Annotated in this window: 14 protein-coding genes; 2 read left to right on the forward strand and 12 right to left on the reverse strand. The window is 62.5% G+C overall.

The window, feature by feature from the left end:
* Positions 1-119: 119 nt before the first annotated feature.
* Positions 120-1235 (reverse strand): uroporphyrinogen decarboxylase, encoded by a 1116-nt coding sequence (hemE, locus tag QEP12_RS11725; protein WP_284214374.1) that lies wholly within the window; start codon positions 1233-1235, stop codon positions 120-122.
* Between the two features lie 247 nt (positions 1236-1482).
* On the opposite strand from hemE, the gene gltS reads away from it, so the two are divergent.
* Positions 1483-2733, forward strand: coding sequence for a sodium/glutamate symporter (gene gltS, locus QEP12_RS11730; RefSeq protein ID WP_284214375.1), 1251 nt, complete (start codon positions 1483-1485; stop codon positions 2731-2733).
* A 117-nt stretch (positions 2734-2850) separates the two neighbouring features.
* Here gltS and QEP12_RS11735 read toward each other — a convergent pair whose 3' ends face one another.
* From QEP12_RS11735 to QEP12_RS11745, 3 genes are read right to left on the reverse strand one after another with little or no spacing between them, the layout of a single operon-like run.
* A complete protein-coding gene (locus QEP12_RS11735) occupies positions 2851-3006 on the reverse strand; it encodes a hypothetical protein (protein WP_284214376.1) in 156 nt (51 codons plus the stop codon).
* A 51-nt stretch (positions 3007-3057) separates the two neighbouring features.
* Complete coding sequence (locus tag QEP12_RS11740; protein ID WP_284214377.1) at positions 3058-5343, reverse strand: protein-disulfide reductase DsbD family protein; 2286 nt, start codon at positions 5341-5343, stop codon at positions 3058-3060.
* 60 nt (positions 5344-5403) lie between these two features.
* Positions 5404-6912: an MATE family efflux transporter gene (locus QEP12_RS11745; protein WP_284214378.1), complete on the reverse strand. Its 1509-nt coding sequence runs from the start codon at positions 6910-6912 to the stop codon at positions 5404-5406.
* A 58-nt stretch (positions 6913-6970) separates the two neighbouring features.
* On the opposite strand from QEP12_RS11745, the gene QEP12_RS11750 reads away from it, so the two are divergent.
* Complete coding sequence (locus tag QEP12_RS11750; RefSeq protein WP_284214379.1) at positions 6971-7867, forward strand: creatininase family protein; 897 nt, start codon at positions 6971-6973, stop codon at positions 7865-7867.
* Here the strand turns inward: QEP12_RS11750 and QEP12_RS11755 are convergent.
* The 8 genes from QEP12_RS11755 to flgK form a co-directional block, all read right to left on the reverse strand.
* Positions 7849-8475 (reverse strand): hypothetical protein, encoded by a 627-nt coding sequence (locus QEP12_RS11755; protein WP_174862240.1) that lies wholly within the window; start codon positions 8473-8475, stop codon positions 7849-7851. The two genes, QEP12_RS11750 and QEP12_RS11755, sit on opposite strands and share 19 nt — an antisense overlap.
* A gap of 108 nt (positions 8476-8583) precedes the next feature.
* Positions 8584-9255 carry a histidine phosphatase family protein gene (locus QEP12_RS11760; protein ID WP_174862241.1) on the reverse strand — a complete coding sequence of 224 codons (672 nt, stop codon included), beginning with the start codon at positions 9253-9255 and terminating at the stop codon, positions 8584-8586.
* Between the two features lie 276 nt (positions 9256-9531).
* Complete coding sequence (locus QEP12_RS11765; protein ID WP_246253911.1) at positions 9532-10467, reverse strand: PhzF family phenazine biosynthesis protein; 936 nt, start codon at positions 10465-10467, stop codon at positions 9532-9534.
* Between the two features lie 105 nt (positions 10468-10572).
* The gene (locus tag QEP12_RS11770; RefSeq protein WP_219163584.1) at positions 10573-11757 is read right to left on the reverse strand and encodes an aminotransferase-like domain-containing protein; all 1185 of its coding nucleotides are present in this window, start codon (positions 11755-11757) and stop codon (positions 10573-10575) included.
* Between the two features lie 224 nt (positions 11758-11981).
* Positions 11982-12581 carry a LysE family translocator gene (locus tag QEP12_RS11775; RefSeq protein WP_174862242.1) on the reverse strand — a complete coding sequence of 200 codons (600 nt, stop codon included), beginning with the start codon at positions 12579-12581 and terminating at the stop codon, positions 11982-11984.
* A gap of 257 nt (positions 12582-12838) precedes the next feature.
* Positions 12839-14065, reverse strand: a complete 1227-nt coding sequence (locus QEP12_RS11780) for an HDOD domain-containing protein (protein ID WP_246253913.1) — start codon at positions 14063-14065, stop codon at positions 12839-12841.
* Positions 14066-14100: 35 nt separating this feature from the next.
* The gene (gene flgL, locus QEP12_RS11785; protein ID WP_284214381.1) at positions 14101-15405 is read right to left on the reverse strand and encodes a flagellar hook-associated protein FlgL; all 1305 of its coding nucleotides are present in this window, start codon (positions 15403-15405) and stop codon (positions 14101-14103) included.
* A 21-nt stretch (positions 15406-15426) separates the two neighbouring features.
* Positions 15427-17400 carry a flagellar hook-associated protein FlgK gene (gene flgK, locus QEP12_RS11790; RefSeq protein ID WP_284214382.1) on the reverse strand — a complete coding sequence of 658 codons (1974 nt, stop codon included), beginning with the start codon at positions 17398-17400 and terminating at the stop codon, positions 15427-15429.
* Positions 17401-17404: the final 4 nt, after the last annotated feature.

Below are 17404 nucleotides of genomic sequence, written 5' to 3' on the forward strand. Positions count from 1 at the left end.
CGCGGATTTGTTGTTTTTTGCGTGAATCTCGTCGCTTTTTTGCCACGTCAGCAACGACTCAGCCCGTAGGCCCTTGCCTACGGGCTGAGGTGAGTGGGCGCTAATTAATGCGCGAGGCGTTAAGCCGCTTGGCGCAGCTGGCGCGAGTAGCTGTGCACGGTTTCCACCAAGGCGGCCACATGCTCAGGCGGGGTGAACTGGCTGATGCCGTGTCCCAGGTTGAAGATATGGGTGGGGCCGTTTGTCGTGGTGTCGGTGTGCGGACGGCCAAAGCTGTCCAGCACGGCGCGCGCCTGTGCGGCCACTTGCTCGGGCGGGGCAAACAGCACGTTGGGGTCAATGTTGCCCTGCAGCGCCTTGCCGGGGCCACCGACTTCGCCGCCGACAATGGCGCGGGCCTTGCCCAGGTTGGCGGTCCAGTCCAGGCCCAGCACCTCGCAGTCCATGTCCTTCATCTCGGGCAGCCAGATACCACCGCCCTTGGTGAAGACGATGCGTGGCACGTCGGTGCCGTCCACGCCGGTGCGCTTGAGTTGTGCCAGCACGCGCTTGGTATAGGCCAGGCTGAATTCCTGGAACATGCCATCGGCCAGCACACCGCCCCAGCTGTCAAAAATCATTACGGCCTGGGCGCCAGCGTCGATCTGGGCGTTCAGGTAGGCGGCCACGCTGTCGGCGTTGACCTGCAAGATCTTGTGCATCAGATCAGGGCGCGCGTACATCAGGCTCTTGACCTGGCGGTAGTCGTCGCTGCCCTTGCCTTCGACCATGTAGCAGGCCAGGGTCCAGGGGCTGCCCGAGAAGCCGATCAGCGGCACGCGGCCATTGAGCGCCTTGCGGATGCTGGTGACAGCGTCGAACACGTAGCGCAGCTTGTCCATGTCGGGCACGGCCAGCTCGGCCACGGCGGCTTCGTCCCGCACAATCTTGGCAAAGCGCGGGCCTTCGCCTTCGGCAAACGACAGGCCCAGGCCCATGGCGTCGGGCACCGTCAGGATGTCGCTGAACAGGATGGCTGCGTCCAGCGGAAAGCGCTCCAGCGGCTGCAGCGTCACTTCGGTGGCGTACTGGATATTGGTGGCCAGACCCATGAAGCTGCCCGCTTGCGCGCGCGTGGCTTTGTACTCAGGCAGATAGCGGCCAGCCTGGCGCATCAGCCACAAAGGCGTGTAGTCGGTGGCCTGACGACGGCAGGCGCGCAGGAAGGTGTCGTTCAGAAGGGGGGCAAAAGACATGGGCGCTCACACTGAGAAAGGGCCTGCCCCCAGCGAAAGGCTGGGGGCTGCAGCTCGGTTCTTGGGAACTGGCCAGTTTAACGGATGGGCTGCGACTTGCCTTGGGTCAAGGGCTCGTTGCGGCCAGTAGCTGCGATTGTCCTGATGCAGCGCAAGCCCCTTCCTGCCCCGCAGGCCTGCGGGAACAGGGGTGTGCCACTCGGTTATAGGACGCAGGCGCAGGGGTTGCAGGGCACAATCGCCCGCTTTGTTGGAACCTCTTGCCCCCGCCGTGACCCTGCCCGAGACCCTGCACATCCCCGCCTTCCAGAGCTTCACCCTGGCCATCCTGCTGTTCTTTGCCGGACAGAAGATCGCCACACACTGGGGCGTGGTGCGCCGCTACAGCGTGCCGGAGCCGGTGGTTGGCGGTTTTCTGTGCGCCTGCGTGGTGTGCCTGGCGTATGCGCTGCTGGGCACGCGCATCGAGTTCGACCTGAACGTGCGCGACACCCTGCTGCTGTACTTCTTCGCAGCCATCGGCCTGCGCTCGGACCTGCGCACCCTGAAGGAGGGCGGCAAGCCGCTGCTGATCCTGCTGGCGCTGGCCACGCTGTTCATCGTGCTGCAGAACCTGCTGGGCATGGGGGTGGCGCAGCTGTTCGGGCTGGATGCGCGCGCCGGGCTGATGACCGGCTCCATCTCCCTGACCGGTGGCGTGGGCACTACGCTGGCCTGGGGGCCGATCTTCGTCGAGCGCCTGGGGATCGCGAATGCGGTCGAGCTGGGCATGGCCAGCAACATGGTGGGCATGATTGCGGCCTGCACCATCGGCGGCCCGATTGCCAGCTACCTGATGCGCCGCCACGCCGTGCACGGCAGCGGCGCCCGGCCGCTGGATGTGGGCGTGCCCAACCAGCAGCTCACCGTCACGCTGGACTACTACGGCGTGCTGCGCGCCTGGCTGTGGCTGAACATGGCGCTGATGCTGGGCGGCGTGATCACCCCGCTGTTCCACCAAGCGGGGCTGCAGCTGCCCATGTTTGTGGGGTGTTTGCTGGGCGGCATTATTTTGCGCAACACCTTGGGGCAATGGATGCTGTCGCGCAAGCGCCGCAAGCTGGGGCAGTTTCACTGGACCAGCATGCGCCAGGGGTTGTCCATGATTTCCGATATCTGCCTGGGCATGTTCCTGACCATGGCGCTGATGGGGCTGCAGCTGTGGGCGCTGCAGGGCGTGATGGGCTTTGTGCTGACGGTGCTGGCGCTGCAAATTGGCATGACGGTGCTGTTTGCACGATTTGTGGTGTTTCGCAGCATGGGCAAAGACTATGAGGCGGCCGTCATCACCGCAGGCTTTGGCGGAATTGCGCTGGGCTCTACCGCCACCGCTGTTGCCAATATGACCGCCGTGGCGCGCAGCCACGGGGCAGCGCACCGGGCGTTCATTGTGGTGCCGCTGGTGTGCGGATTTTTTGTGGACATCGTGAATGCGCTCATCATTCAGCTGCTGATTTAGCCGCTGGGCGGTTGCGCCGCAGCGGGTGGCGCCAGCGTCACATGGCTGTCATTTGGGCCTTGCACAATACCGTTTGTGGGCTGATGAAGAATCTCGGGTAAGGCTGGTTGATCCTCTTTACAAGCAAACGAGCCTTGGTCCACGCCAATTCCCGGCCGCTGTTGGTGCCTGTGCCAGCAGCGGCTTTGCTTTTTGCGGTGGATAAAAAAGTAGCTGCCAGCGCACAAAAAATAAGGACTTCAGATATTTTTCTATCTGAAGTCCTTTTTTCATCAGCGCTGCAAGCTATCTTTTCTTCTATGCAGCCCTCAACGCTTTACCTACTTACAGCGTTTGCAGGGCGTTCAGCACCTCTTGCGTGCTGAGCAATTCACTGAGCACCACGGGCGCTTGGCCTGGCGCCAGCAGCACATACACGGGCACGCCACTGCGGCCCAGCTTGGTCAGCTCGGCGGTGATGGCGGGGTCGCGCCGTGTCCAGTCGGCGCGCAGCAAGGCCACGTTGCGCTGGGCAAAGGCGGCCAGCACGTCGCCCGCCGCCAAGGTGGTGCGTTTGTTGTACTGACAGGTGACGCACCAGGCAGCGGTGTAGTCCACAAACACGGGGCGGCCTTGGGCCAGCAACTCGGCCTGCGCGCTGGCAGACCACGCTTGCCAGCCTGTGCCGGTAGTTGCGCTGTTGCTGGCACTGGCCACAGGCAGCGGCTCCACCACATTGCGGCCAAAGCTGCTGGCCAGCCAGGCCGCCAGCGCCAGCACCAGCACGCTGAGCACCAAGCGGGTTTTGCCGCGCAGCGTCAGCACCCACGCGAGTGCGGCCAGGCACAGCAGCAACGCCAGCAAGGTGGCGGCGCCGTCAATACCGCTTTGCTGGCCCAGCACCCACACCAGCCAGATGACGGTGGCAAACATCGGAAACGCCATGGCGCGGCGGAAGGTGTCCATCCACGCGCCGGGGCGCGGCAGCCAGCGCAGCAGCGCAGGCACCCAGCTCAGCAGCACGTAAGGGATGGCCATGCCGACGCCCAGCGCCGCAAAAACTGCCAGGGCTTGCGCCGCAGGCATGCCCACAGCAAAGCCCAGCGATGCCCCCATGAAGGGCGCAGTACAAGGCGAGGCGATGGCCACCGCCACCACGCCGGAGATAAAAGCATCGGCCATCGGGTGGCGGGCATGCAAATTGGCGATGCTGCTGGGCACCACCTGGGTCAGCTCAAAAACGCCGGCCAAGTTCAGCCCAATCAAGGTGAACAGCGCCGCCAAACTGGCCACTACCAGCGGTGACTGCAGCTGAAAGCCCCAGCCCAGCTGCTCGCCCGCAGCGCGCAGCGCCAGCAGCACGCCGCCAAGGGCCATGAAGCTCAGCACCACACCTGCGGCGTAGGCCAGTCCGTTGGCGCGCTGGGCGCGGGCATTGGCGCCATGGCGCGCAAAGCCCATCAGCTTGATGGCCAGTACGGGAAAGACGCAGGGCATGAGGTTAAGCAGCAGCCCGCCCAACAGGCCGCCGACCAAGGCGGCCACCCAACTGCGGGTGCTGATGGGGCTGGCCGCAACCGGTGGGGCAGTTGTGGCCGCTGCTTGCTGGTTGGCCTCCAAAGCCGCCGCCAAGGCGGGAGAGACCTGGGCCAAGTCCGCAGCCGTCCAGGTGCCTTCGACGGGGGCTGTGATGCGCCACGACTGGGCGGGGGGGGCGTGCGCCACGTCGGTGCCAGCAGCAGGCAGACCCAGCACAAAGCTCAGTTGCGCAGGCGTTGCACCGCGCATGGCTGATAGGGGCAGCTCGGCCGTCCACACATTGCCTTCCCAGGCTTGTTGCCAGTCTTTGCCCAGCACGGCAGCATGGTGGAAGGTGTCGGCAGATTCGGGGTAGAAGGCCAGGGTCTGGCCGTGGGCCGTTGCGGGCAGGCCGTGGACGCGCAGACTGACACGGTCGCCACTGGGCAGCGCGCTGAAGCGGGATTGGGCTGCTTCCAGGCTTTGCGGCGCTTGGGCATGGGCTTGGGCAAAATCGGCCGCCCACATGGTGTCGGCCACATCGGTGGGCAGGCTGAGCGCAAACTGCCCCTCTTCGGGGATACATTCCACACGGCACACCAGCCATGAGGCCTTCAGGCGAATGTCCACCGTGCCATCGGCACGGGGCTGAAAGTCGGGGGTGACTTGCACGGCCACGGGCAGCAGCACCGTGCCTTCATAACCGTAGTTGAGCATGTCGCCCACACGGATTTGCTGCGGCGTGGGCCAGTCAATCTCTGCAGCCTGCATGCCGGAGGGCAGTTGCCAGTCCAGCTGCGTGGGCAGGCCGGAGTCGCCCGCGTTCTTCCAGTAGGTGTGCCAGTCAGGCTGGTGCTTGATGCGCAGCCCCAGCTTCAGCGGCTGGCCGGGGGCAATACCCTGCGGGGCCAGCGCCACCAACTGTGCCTGCACCCGGGGGGTGGTGACGGTGTCTGACACCACGGCTGCGCTGGCAGCGCCGCCCATTTTGAGCTGGATTTGCGCACGGGCGGAGGCGGGCAGCAAAGCGGTACACAGCGCGAGCAGGCTGAGCACCAGAAGCAGTGCAACAGCCCGCGCACGGCGGAAAGGGGAGGGGGCAGAAATCAGCATGACAGGGCTTGGAGGCAGAAACCGCATTGTGGTTCCTGTACGCGTTGCTGTGCACCGATTTCAGGGGGTGTCCGCAGTGGTGGGTGGTGTTTGTGGGGGCAAACGTTGACGCAGCGCACAGACCGGGGCAGGGGGCTGGCCTGCCACTTCGGCTGGGGTGGCCACGGTTTCTTCGTCCTCGGAGGGTGGGCTCAGCATGTGCGCTTGGCGCCAGCGGCCCCAGCGGTAGTAAGCCAGGCTCATGAGCATGGCGCACACAGAGCTGACAGGAAAGCTCCACCAGATGGCGTCCACGCCCAGCCACGGTTGCAGCAGCTTGGCCACGGGCACGCGCACCCCCCACAGGGCTATGCCCAAAATAATCAGCGGCGGCATGACGGCGCCCGTCGAGCGCACCACGCCGGACAACACAAAGGTCACGCCAAAGAACAAGAAGGAGCCGACGGCAATGTGGTTGAGGTGGCGGGCACTGGCCAAGGCCTCACTGCCCGCAGGCAAAAACAGCCCCAGCACATGGCGGTCCAACCCAACGATCAGCGCCGCGAGTGCACCGGTCATCAGCACGTTGCCCACTACGCCAGCCCTTGCTGTGCCATCCACACGGCGCCAGTGACCGGCGCCCACATTTTGGGCGGCCATGGTGGAGCAGGCTGCGCCAATCGCCATGGCGGGCATTTGCACATAAGTCCACAGTTGCAAGGCGGCGCCGTAAGCGGACGAGGTTTCCACGCCGTAGCTGTTCACCATGGTCATGACCATCAGCATGGCCAAGGAAATCATGACCATTTGCGCCCCCATTGGCAGGCCTTTGATGACCAGGGCCTGCACGATGCGCCCTTGGGGGATGAAGAGGTGCAGCTCATGGCGCCCAATCCACAGCGGGTGTTTGCGCCAGTACAGCCACAGCAGCATGGCCACAAAGCTGATGGCGTTGGCTACGAGCGTTGCCGTCGCTGCACCCGTGATGCCCATGCGCGGGAAAGGGCCCAGGCCAAAAATCAGCACGGGGTTGAGGATGACATCCAGCACTACCACCACCAGCAAAAAGATGAAGGGCGTGCGGGTGTCGCCGGCGCCGCGCAAGATGGCCGAGATAAAGGCGAACAGATACAGCAGCGGCATGGCCAGGAAGATCACGCGCAAATAACTTTCAGCCAGTGGCAAGGCCAGCGCAGGTGTGCCCATCCACTGCAAGATATAGCGCGACAGCGGATAGCCGATGATGGCAATGACCAGCGACACAACCCCGAAAAACGTAGCGCTAGATCCAATCACAGTGCGCGCTTGCGCAAGATTTTTTGCCCCCATGCTTTGTGCCACCAAAATGGTGGCCGCCATGCCCACGCCAAAAATCAGGCCAATCAGCAAAAACATGATGTTGTTGGCATTGGCCGTGGCAGTGAGTGCAGCCTCCCCCAAATACTTTCCCACCCACATGGCGTTCACGGAGCCATTGAGTGACTGCAGTACGTTGCCCGCCAAGATAGGCAGCGAGAACACCAGCAATGTGCTGACGATGGGGCCTTGGGTGAGATCGCGTGTAGGGGCGTGCGCTGGGGCAGTAGACATACAGAGATTGTGGGTGGGCAACTGCGCCAGTCTGCCGGACAGCGCCTAAGATTGCAGCATGTGCCAAACCTCTGTCGCCCCCTCTTCCTCGGATTTCGCTGGTCAGCCAGCACTGCTGCAATGGCCTTCGCGCCGCTGGGCCGAGATGTCTGCCCGTGATTTTGCGCTGGCGCAGCGCAGTGGGTTGGTGGCGCAGACGGTGGCTGTGTTGCCCGTGGGCGCTGTAGAGCAGCATGGCCCCCACTTGCCCTTGAGCGTAGACACGGCGCTGGCAGAAGGTATTCTGGATGCAGCCTTGGCACAGGTGCCCCCCGAGGTCCCTGTGCTGGCGCTGCCTACCCAGTCGGTGGGCCTGAGCCTGGAGCACCAAGATTACGCCGGCACCTTGGGCTTATCGCCTGCGACGCTGCTGGCCGTGTGGACGGAATTGGGAGCCTGCGTGGCGCGCGCTGGGGTCAAAAAGCTGCTGATCTTCAATGCCCACGGCGGCAACGTAAGCAGCATGGACATCGTGGCGCGCCAGCTGCGCATGCAGTGTGGATTGTTGGTCTATCACAGCAGCTGGTTCAACCTGCCCCAGCCTGCGGGGGTGAATGAGGCGTTCAGCGCCCATGAGCACCGTTTTGGGGTGCATGGCGGGGAGACCGAAACTTCCATGATGCTGCATGTGGCGCCCGATCTGGTGCGTATGCAGCATGCGCAAAACTTTGCCAGCACTTCAGCGCTGCGGGCCCAGAATTTTCCTATTTTGGGCAATGGCAAAAGCGCCAAGTTGGGCTGGGCCATGCAGGACTACAACCCCCAAGGCGCAGCGGGCAATGCGGCGGCTGCAGATGCGCAGCGCGGGCAGGCCTTGGTGGAGGGTGCTGCGGCCAGCCTGGCGCAATTGCTGGCAGAAATCCATGCCTTGCCCGCCGATACGGTGGGTGTCAAGCCTCAGCCTTTGGGCGCTTGATGCGTCCCACCAGGCAATAAACGTACGGCACCCAATTGCCAGTGGTGCAGGATTTCTCGCAAAAACAAGAGTGCAGCCGCCCAGCGTGGCGACTGCGGCAGATCCCCTAGCGGCAGATGGGGGTGCGCGGCTTGGCGCGCGAGCATATCGAACTGCCCTTCCACGGCTTCGCGGCTGAGCATGGGCAAGCGACCGCTGGCCTTCCACGCAGTGGCCACGTCGCGCACCCCCAAAGCCTGTTGCCCCACTCCCAGCAAATACGGATCGCGTGTGACAAAGACGTTGCTTGGAGGAATCAACCGTGCCATGGGCATGGCCGCATCTTCCACCAGCATGATGCCGTGCTCCAACTGGGCCTCGGTAGGCATGTGCTGCTTGAAGGTGCGCGTGGCGAGCTGGTCTATACCCACGTCCATGTGGTGAAACACAGGCTGTGGGTGGCCGCCTTCGCCCTCGCTGATGAGCAGGCGGCTACGGTGCTCGCCCAGATCCAGCATGGCAATGGCCTGGTGTGGCTGAATGGCATCGCCCAGCAATTCGCGCAGGGCAGCCATGTCAGCCACGGTCAGCTGGGGTTCCAGGGCGTCATCGGCAAAAGGTGCAAACATACAAGCTCCCAGGCACAGGGTGTGCCCTACAGCGTTGTACACCCCGAGAAAAAAACGTGCCAAACCGCACGTTTTTTCTGAGCGGCTCGAGGACTCGCTCGCGGGCAGTCAGGCGAAGGTGATCCAGTCGCGGGTCTGCGCGGAATCGAGGTGGTTGAGTGTGTTGAACGTTTGCAGCATCAGGCGCTTGGCGCTCATGCTCAGTTCAGTGACTGCAGTGTTGCGAATGCGCATATTGAGGGCAATCGACACCTCGGGTGCGGCGCCCAACACCAAGCTGGATGCACACGAGATGGGGCCGCCGCTGCTGACGATCAGCACATTGCCCGCATGGTGTTGGTGGCGAATGTGCTCCAGCGTTTGCCGGATTGCGCCGGAAAAATCTTCCCACGCAGGCATGCCCTCTGGGCTGATGACGCCTGCCATCCACTGTGCAATCGCGTCACACAGCAGTCGAAAGTGCGCGCGGTAAGCCTCAGGCGTGTCCACGGGGCCTAGCGGCTCCGGATGCACACAGCGAATCAGTGCATGGCTGTCATATTCATTGAGTGCCGGCAAGGCCTGCGCGTCGGGCATGCTCGGAAGTGTGTCGCTGATGCCCGCCAGCGTTTGCACATGGCGCTTGAGCGTGCCGGTGTACACGGCGTCAAAGCACATGTCGCGTTCTTGCCAATAGCGGCCGAGCTGCTGCGCCTGCTGCGTGCCCAAGGGGCTGAGCTGGTCATAGTCGTCGGCCCCAAACGATGCCTGGCCGTGGCGTACGAGGTAGATGGTTCCCATGGCCGGCATTTTTGAGTGCCTACCAGCGCTTGGGTTGTCTTGTGGGTGACCTTCCAGGATTGGAATGTCACTTCTGGGACTGATGGTCAATCTACGCTGCGGTCATCCGCCTCTTGGATGGGGATTGCGGCAAGGTGCATAACGTGCACCTTTGCTGGGTCGATGGCGTACCGGGATTGCCACAACGCGCGATGAGCGAGGCATGAACTGCCGCTGCAGCCCGTAATTTCGCGTGTTGGATGCGGTGGAGTACCTGCTTTGGGCAGCACTCTCCCGCTACAGCAGTACCGTGCCCTGCACACAGGTTACGCAGTGTCCGCCCACCCACACTTGGGCCTGTGCGTCTTGGGTGATGGCAATCCAGCCATCGCGGCCCACACAAGCGCCTTGGTTGGCCATGTAGGGCGCCTGCACATGACCCTGGGTGACCAGCCACTGGGCCAAGCTGCCGTTCAGGCTGCCGGTAACAGGGTCTTCCACGCCGGTGGTGCTGAAGGCGCGCACTTCCAGCTGGGCGGACTGGGGCATCCCCGTGCGCAGCCCGGTGGCAAATGCCTCAGCCTCGCGGCACGCACGGCCAATGAGGGGCGTGGCATCTTCGGCCTGGTACAGCGCTGCAACGCCCACTTTGTGGCCCAATGCTTTGAGGCGGGTCAGATCGGGCTCCAGACTCAGCACCGTATCCGGGCTGTCGAGCAGCAGGCACAGCCAGTGGGGGCCGTTGTCTATGTACGCCGCGTCCATGACCTGCTGGGTGGTGATGCCCAGGGCGGCATAGATTTCATGCAGATTGGCGGGCAACGGCAGGGCCTGCGTGCTGGGGTTGGCAAATGCCAGACCGTGGTCGCCGCGCGCAATGGTGATCAAACCCTTGGCGCACTCTTGCACCACCAGCTCACGCGTCTGGGGCTGGCCGCCATGCTGCAGCCATGCGTGGCAGGTGCCCAGCGTGGGGTGGCCTGCAAACAGCATCTCTGCTGCGGGGGTGAAAATGCGCACGCGGTAGTCCGCACCCTGGGCACGCCCCGCTGCGGTGGGCGGCAGCACAAAAGTGGTTTCTGACAGATTGGTCCAGCGGGCAAAAGCCTGCATCTGTGCGGTATCCAGCCCTTCGGCATCCAGCACCACTGCCACGGGGTTGCCTTTGTAAGGCGTTGCGGTGAAGACATCGACCGTCATCAGGGGGCGCTGCTGGGGGGCAAAGGGGATCATGGGTACAAGCAAGGTGAAGGCCAAAAGAAAAAGCGCACCGTTTGCCAGAAACGGTGCGCTTGGAACGATACGCCACTTCATGTGGCATGCCGTGGGCAGCTGGAATTATTTCGCCAGTTGCGCGCGGATGGCTGCTGCCAGCGCCGCAATCCCCTTGCGGATTTGCTCGGGAGACACGGTGACGTAAGACAGGCGCAGGGTGTTGGTCTCGGGCTCACCTGCGAAAAACGGTGCGCCGGGCACAAAAGCCATGCCGCGTTCAACCGCTTCGGGCAGCAGGTCTTGGGCATTCATGCCTTGGGGCAGGCGCACCCACAGGAACATGCCCCCCACTGGGCGGGTCCAGCGTACGTCCAGACCTTCCATCTCCGACTCCAGCGCCATCAGCATCACGTCGCGCTGGGCCTTGTACATGGCACGGATGGTGGGGATGTGGTTCTTGAGGAAGTCGTGCTTCATTACCTCCGCCACTACGCGCTGGTTGAAGCTGGGGCTGTGCAGGTCAGCGGCTTGCTTGGCTTGGGTCAGCTTGCCGTACACCGACTTGGGGGCCACGATGAAGCCCACGCGCAGGCCGGGTGCCAGCACCTTGGAGAACGAACCCATGTAGATCACGCCCTCAGGGTTGCGCGCAGCCAGTGGCAGTGGCGGCTCTTGCTCGTACCACAGGTCACCGTAGGGGTTGTCTTCAATCAGGGGGATGTCCAGTTCCTTGGCCTTTTCCACCAGGGCCTGGCGGCGTGCCTCGCTCATGGTGCGACCGGTGGGGTTCTGGAAGTTGGGCAGCACATAAGCCATGCGGGCCTTGTCGGCGCCGGTGCCTACCTTGGCGGCAAAGTCTTCCACCAGCATGCCTTCGTCATCGCTGTCCACGCCGACGGCGATGGGCTCCATGGGGGTGAAGGCTTGCAGCGCGCCCAGGTAGGTGGGCTTTTCCACCAGCATGCGGCTGTCCTTGTCCAAGAACACCTTGCCGATCAAGTCCAGCGCTTGCTGGCTGCCGGTGGTGATCAGGATCTGTTCGGGGTTGACGTCCCAAGGCAGGAAGTCTGCAATCGCTTGGCGCAACTCGGGGAAGCCTTCGGTGGTGGAGTACTGCAGCGCCGCGGCGCCGTCACGCTCCATCACGGTGTTGCAGGCTGCCGTGAACGCGGGGATGGGGAAGGCCGCAGGCGAAGGAAGACCACCTGCCATGCTGATGATGCCGGGGCGATCGGTCAGCTTCAGGATCTCGCGGATTGCGGAGGAATTCATCTTGGCAGCACGCGCAGCCAGGGTCCAGTTCGTCATAACTACTCAATCTTCAATACGCCGCACGCGCACTGTGCGCGTGCTGGCAAAGCTTGTTGCAAAGAGCATACCGTTGTGCAGCATGGCCAGCAGCCCCGGAAACTACGGATAGCTGGGGGGCGTGGCTATTGGCGTCGCAGCGCCGGTAGGCGGCGACGTCGGTATACCTATTGTGGAGCTTTGCGCACCGGCTTGCAGGCGCTGTTTAGAAAAAAATACACGACTTAGGCCCTCAGCATCCACAGCGCCGTCAGCACCAGCAGTGCAGCCATGCCGCGGTTAAACCACAGCAGGCGGCGCCCGGTGGCCAGCCATTGGCGCAAAGCGGCGCCAATACAGGCGTACAGCAGATTGCTGCTCAGCGCGTAGAAGGCCATCACCGGCAGCACCACCAGCATGCGCGCCGTGAAATCGGCTTGGCCTGCCACCCAACCTGCGACGATGGTCAACGCCAAAAGCCATGCCTTGATGTTGACGAACTGCAGCAAAACCCCTTGCACAAAACCCACGCGCAGCTGCGCGGGCTGGGCTTGGGCCAGTTGCCCGCTGCCCGATAGCTTGAAGGCCAGCCACAGCAGGTAGGCAATGCCCAGCGCCTTGATGCCCCAGCGCAGCGCAGGCATGCCAGTGATGAGCGCGCCAATGCCCAAAGCGCACAGTACCAACAGCAGCGACCAGCCCACGGGCACGGCGGCCACAAAGCGCAGGCTGTGGCGCAGGCCGTGGTTGGCTGCCATGGCGGTGGACAGCGTGGTGTTGGGGCCAGGGGAAAAGCTCATGGCGGTGGCCAAAATGAGCAAGGCGGTGAATTCGTGGAGTGGCATGACAGGCGTGGAGAATGCAGCGGCCAATGTTGGCGGCTTGCGTGGCACTTGTCAGCAGGTTTTGTACCAACGGCGGCATGGGTGCAGTGTGGTGAGCAGCGCAATGCAGGAGCAGAAGCGGGGTGCAGCAATAAAAAAAGAAGCTGCCAGCGCTGGTGTAGCTTTGTTTTCAGATGGTTTTGGCTGATAAACGCTTGTTGGATAAGCGCAAACAGCTATTTTTTTGATAACGCCGATGCTGCCGCTGTTGGCTGCTGTTACCAGTGGGGGCGCTGGTTGTGCCATTCGCAGGCCAGGCGCAGCAAGGTGCGGTTGACGTGTTCCAGCGAAATATCGTGTTCTTCGCACACTGCGCGGATGGTGGCGGCGCCGTTTTCGCGCTCCAGGGCAAAGGCCAGCTGCAAGCTGGGGGCATAGGGCCCCTCGCCGCGAATGGCTGCATCGGGAATGCGCTCGGACAGCGGCAGGCGGGTGAGCGTGGTTTCCAGGGGCTCGTCCAGCACATCGTTCAGTCGCGCAAACAGGCCGCACAGGTAGACCTCGCTGCGCAGCTCCTGGCTCACGCCGGCATCCAGCAAGTGCGAGGTCATTTGTGCGCGCATCACGGTGCTCAGGCGGATGGGTTGTAAATCCTTGTCGTGGCTGGCGTGGGTCAGCTGGGTAGCCAGCCATTCCTTGAGCGTGCCGTAGCCCAGCATGATCAGCGCACGGCGCAGCGAGTTGATGGGGTTGCGTGCGCCCAGCGCTGCCGAGTTGGCGTACAGCATGAAGCGGTAGGCCAGCAGGGGGTCTTCGCTGAGGATTTCTTCAAAGGTTTCCAGCGACTGGTCGGCATCCACCGCTTTCATCAGGCGCAGCACATGCTCATGCGTGGGGTGCAGCACCCGTGCACCACGCACGCGGTGCAGCACGTCGTCCGTAGGCCAGCCGGCAATCGCGCTGGCGTGGTAATGCTCCAGGCAGCGGCGCGCCAACGTCTGGCTGTGGATTTCCTCGTACATCTGGCCTTCCAGCAAGGCCAGGCGCTGGGGCACCGGCTGGTCGACCGCAGCGCGCATCAAAATCAGCGCGTCCTGAGGCTCCAGGTGCAGCAAGCTGCACGCGTAGTGGTTGGCTTCTTCGGTGGATGGCAGCTGGTTCATGCTGCCGCGCCACACCAGGCGCACACCGCGCTGGGCCGCCAGCGCAACGCTGGTGTGCAGCTCAGGGTGGTCTGCCAGCCACTCGGCACGCACTTCCAACGCCCACGCAGGATTGGGGGTGATATGCGAGAGCAATGCCTGTAGCAGGCGCACCGACTGGGGCGAGAGCAAGAGCAGTGGCGACGACGGCGCCCACATCTCCCGCAAGATGCGCAGCAAGTGGGCGGTGTCTACCTGCGTGTCGGGATCGTCGTGCAAAAACAGTTGCACGCCGCCCAGATTGCGCTCGGCATTCCACAGCGGGCGATAGCCCATCACCAATGCATTGAGAACAAATTCCACGGTGCTTGCCTTAGGAGTCAGGTGATGTAGTCAGCTTAGCGGATGTAGTCAAACAGCGAGAGCTTCTGGATCGATGCGTACGACTGCAGCGCAGCAGACACTGCGGTTTGCTGTGTCTTGAGTTGTGACAGCGCAGCAACCATATCAATATCTTCTGCACTGGAGCGCTGTGTTTCCATTAAGTCTGACCGCGTTTGCAATGCGTCTGCTTTGCGGTCGGCTTGATTTAGTAGATCGCCCGCAGTGGCGCGCACGGTGGAGACGCGGCTCATTGCAGTATCGATTTGTGCCAAAGCGACCGCCACACCATGTTCCAGGGCGCCAGGTTGATCCTTCGTTTGGGTGGTGATGGCGGTGATGGCTTGATCCAGAACCTGAAAAACGGATAGCTTGGAGGTGCTTGAGGTGGCTACACGATCAACCAAAATGACATCATTTTCGTTGGGCGTGCCCTTGAGGGTGACGGTCATGCCATTGGCTTCGATCGACTTTCCGGCTTGGTACGTGCCGGAAGCGAGCGCAGCAGGCAATGTGGCCGTCCCATTGGCGGCAAGATCTACGCGGTATTGTTCGTACAGCCCACGGTCATAGGCTTTGTATTCCATGACACCATCCGCATTTTTCTCAAACGCGAAAACCCATTGATCGGGTGCACTGTCGGCTGCATTGGTGTCGGTGATGCTGCCAATATCAGCCCAGACCTTGCTTTGGTTGGCAGGGAAGCTGTTGCTGTCATTCGGTGCCGCAAAACTCGAGGGCGGTAGCTGTAGCGTAAAAACGCCATTGCCTGGCGTGACATCAAAGAAAGCGAATGCCCCATTGAGCGAATTTGTAATGCTGTATTCGCCATTGTTAGTCTGGCCCGCCTGGATGGCAGATGACGCATTAGGAAAAGGTGTTTCCGAGCTGGTATCAAGACCGCGAAAGAGTGGCAGTCCATTGCTGTCGCTGCGGTTTGCGTAGCTCATGATTTGATCACGCAGGCTGACCAGTTGCTGGGCGATGGCCGCACGTTGCGTATCGTCATAGGCGGCATTGCCCGCTTGCACCGTCAGCTCGCGAAATTCCTGCAAAGCAGTGCTAATCTCACCCAAAGTGGATTCTGCGTAGCTGATGGTGGAGACCTGTGCGTCCAGTGCACGCTGGTCTGTCTCGTAGCGAGTCATGCGCGTGCGGGCGCGCTCGGCCTGCGCAGCGGCCACCGGGTCATCGCTGGCGCGCAGCACGCGCTTGCCAGCAGAGGCGTGTTCCATCTGGCTGGCCAGCTCGGCTTGCTGCTTGCTGATGTTGCTGATGGTACGGTCATACATGTTGGCAGTGCCCAGTCGGCTAATGCTCATGGTGAACTCCTGATTCGGTGATTAACGGCCGCCCACGGCGCTGAGCACGCTGTCAAACAAAGACTGCGCGGTGGAAATGATCTTGGCAGAGGCTTGGTAGGCTTGCTGGTACTGCAGCAGGCGTGCAGCCTCTTCGTCCAGGTTCACACCCGATACCGCTGTGCGATCTGCGTTGAGGTTGTTGGCCACGGTTTCGGACAACTCGGCCGCGTATTTCGCACTTTGGGTGCGTGTGCCAATCACTGCCATGGCAGAGGAGAAACCGTCACTCAACGAAGTGCCATTGTCGAAAATGGCCGCGTCGCGCAGCGCCAAGAATGCGGAGGCATTGCCGGCGTTGAGTTTGTAGCCATCGCCCAGATCCTTGGCGTTGCCCACGTTGACGCTGTCTCCGTTGCCGGGGGTGCCGGTCAGCGTGATGTTCCAGCCGTTGATCTGGATGGCCTGGCCCGAGGTGTAGGGCGCGGCGGCCGAGGCGGCACTCCAGCTGCTGGTGGCCGGGTCGTAGGTTTGGTAGCTGTAGTTGCCGGCGCCATCGAAGGTGATGCGCACCGGTGCGTTCTGGGCCGGAATGCCGGTCAGGTCCGTGGCACGCAAGCTGCTCAGCTGCAAGGTGCCAGCGTTGGAGCTGGTGATGTTTGCCGTCACCGCGTTGGATACGGCCAAGTCTGCCGCGTTGTGCACCAGAGGTTGAATTTCGTCGGCGGCCTTGCTGAAAGGCTGGAACAAAATGCTTTGGCCTTTTTGTGCAGCATTGGTCACTGCACCTGGCACGGTGAACTGCAGGCCGTCGACGGTTTGATCGATGCCCGTGGCGGGGTCTACGTTCAGGTCCGTGAGCTTGCCGTCAGACAGGCGTACCAGTTGTGCCCCACCTGCGCCATTGAATTGGATGCGGTAATCAGACGCGACCAGTGCATGGGTGTCGGTCACAGCGGCTTGTGCGCTTTGTGCGGCATTGCCAGCGTCGTAGCCAGCGATATTGCTCCAGCCGGTGGTGGACGTGGTCAGCTTGAACAAGTCGGTGCCAAAGTTGCCTGACAGGGTCAAGCCCAGCTTGTTTTGCTGGTTGAGTTCGGTGCCAATCGACAGCGCCATGCGGCCCAGCAGATTGCGGCCCGTCACCAGATCGTCGTTGTTGAACTTCAGCAGGCCTGCAATTTCACCACCGCCCACCATGTTGGCGGTCAGCTCGACGCGCTCGCCATTGGGTTGGCTGAAGTACAGCGACAGTTTGCCGCTGCCGGGGTACTCGGCGGTCTCTGCCACACTGAGCTGGCCGGTGCTGCTGCCCAGCACCAGTGCCTGACTGCCGCCCACAAACAGGTTGATGGCGCCGCTGTCGGCATCCACTTGCGTGGTTTGCACGTATTGGTTGATTTCGCGAATGATTTGGTCACGCGCGTCCAGCAGGTCATTGGGCTGGTGGCCAGAGGCCAGCGCACGGGCAATTTGCGTATTCAGCGAAGCGACTTGCCCGGCCAGGTTGTTGACCAGTGTCACGTTGTTGGTGACTTGCTGATTGGTGGCGTAATCCATCTCCTGCAGCGTGGCCGAGGCCGCGCGAAAGCGCGCGGTCAACTCGCTCATGCGGGTCAGCACCACGTTGCGGGCGGTGCCGTCTGCAGGCGCGGCTTCCACGTCGGCAAACGCGTTCATCATGCTGTTGATGGCGGCGCCCAGGCTGCTGTCACCGCCGGAGTACACGTCTTGCATCTGCACCAGCGACTGGTAGCGGATGGCGTCGGCGGCGCTGGCGGCATTGGCTGCGTTCGACTGCTTGCCCAGCAGCTCGTTGTAGTTGCGCATGATGGTGGCAACTTGCACCCCCTTGCCCACATAACCTGTGCCCATGTTCTGGCCCACCAAGGCCTTGGTGGCAATGGTCTGGCGCGAGTAGGCGGCCGAGTTGACGTTGGCAATGTTGTGACCGGTGGTGGTCAGGGCTTGCTGGTTGGCGATCAGTGCGGAAACGCCGACGTTCATTAAGCTCATGTGC

The organism is Comamonas jiangduensis (genome assembly GCF_030162955.1).
Lineage (GTDB): Bacteria > Pseudomonadota > Gammaproteobacteria > Burkholderiales > Burkholderiaceae_C > Comamonas > Comamonas jiangduensis.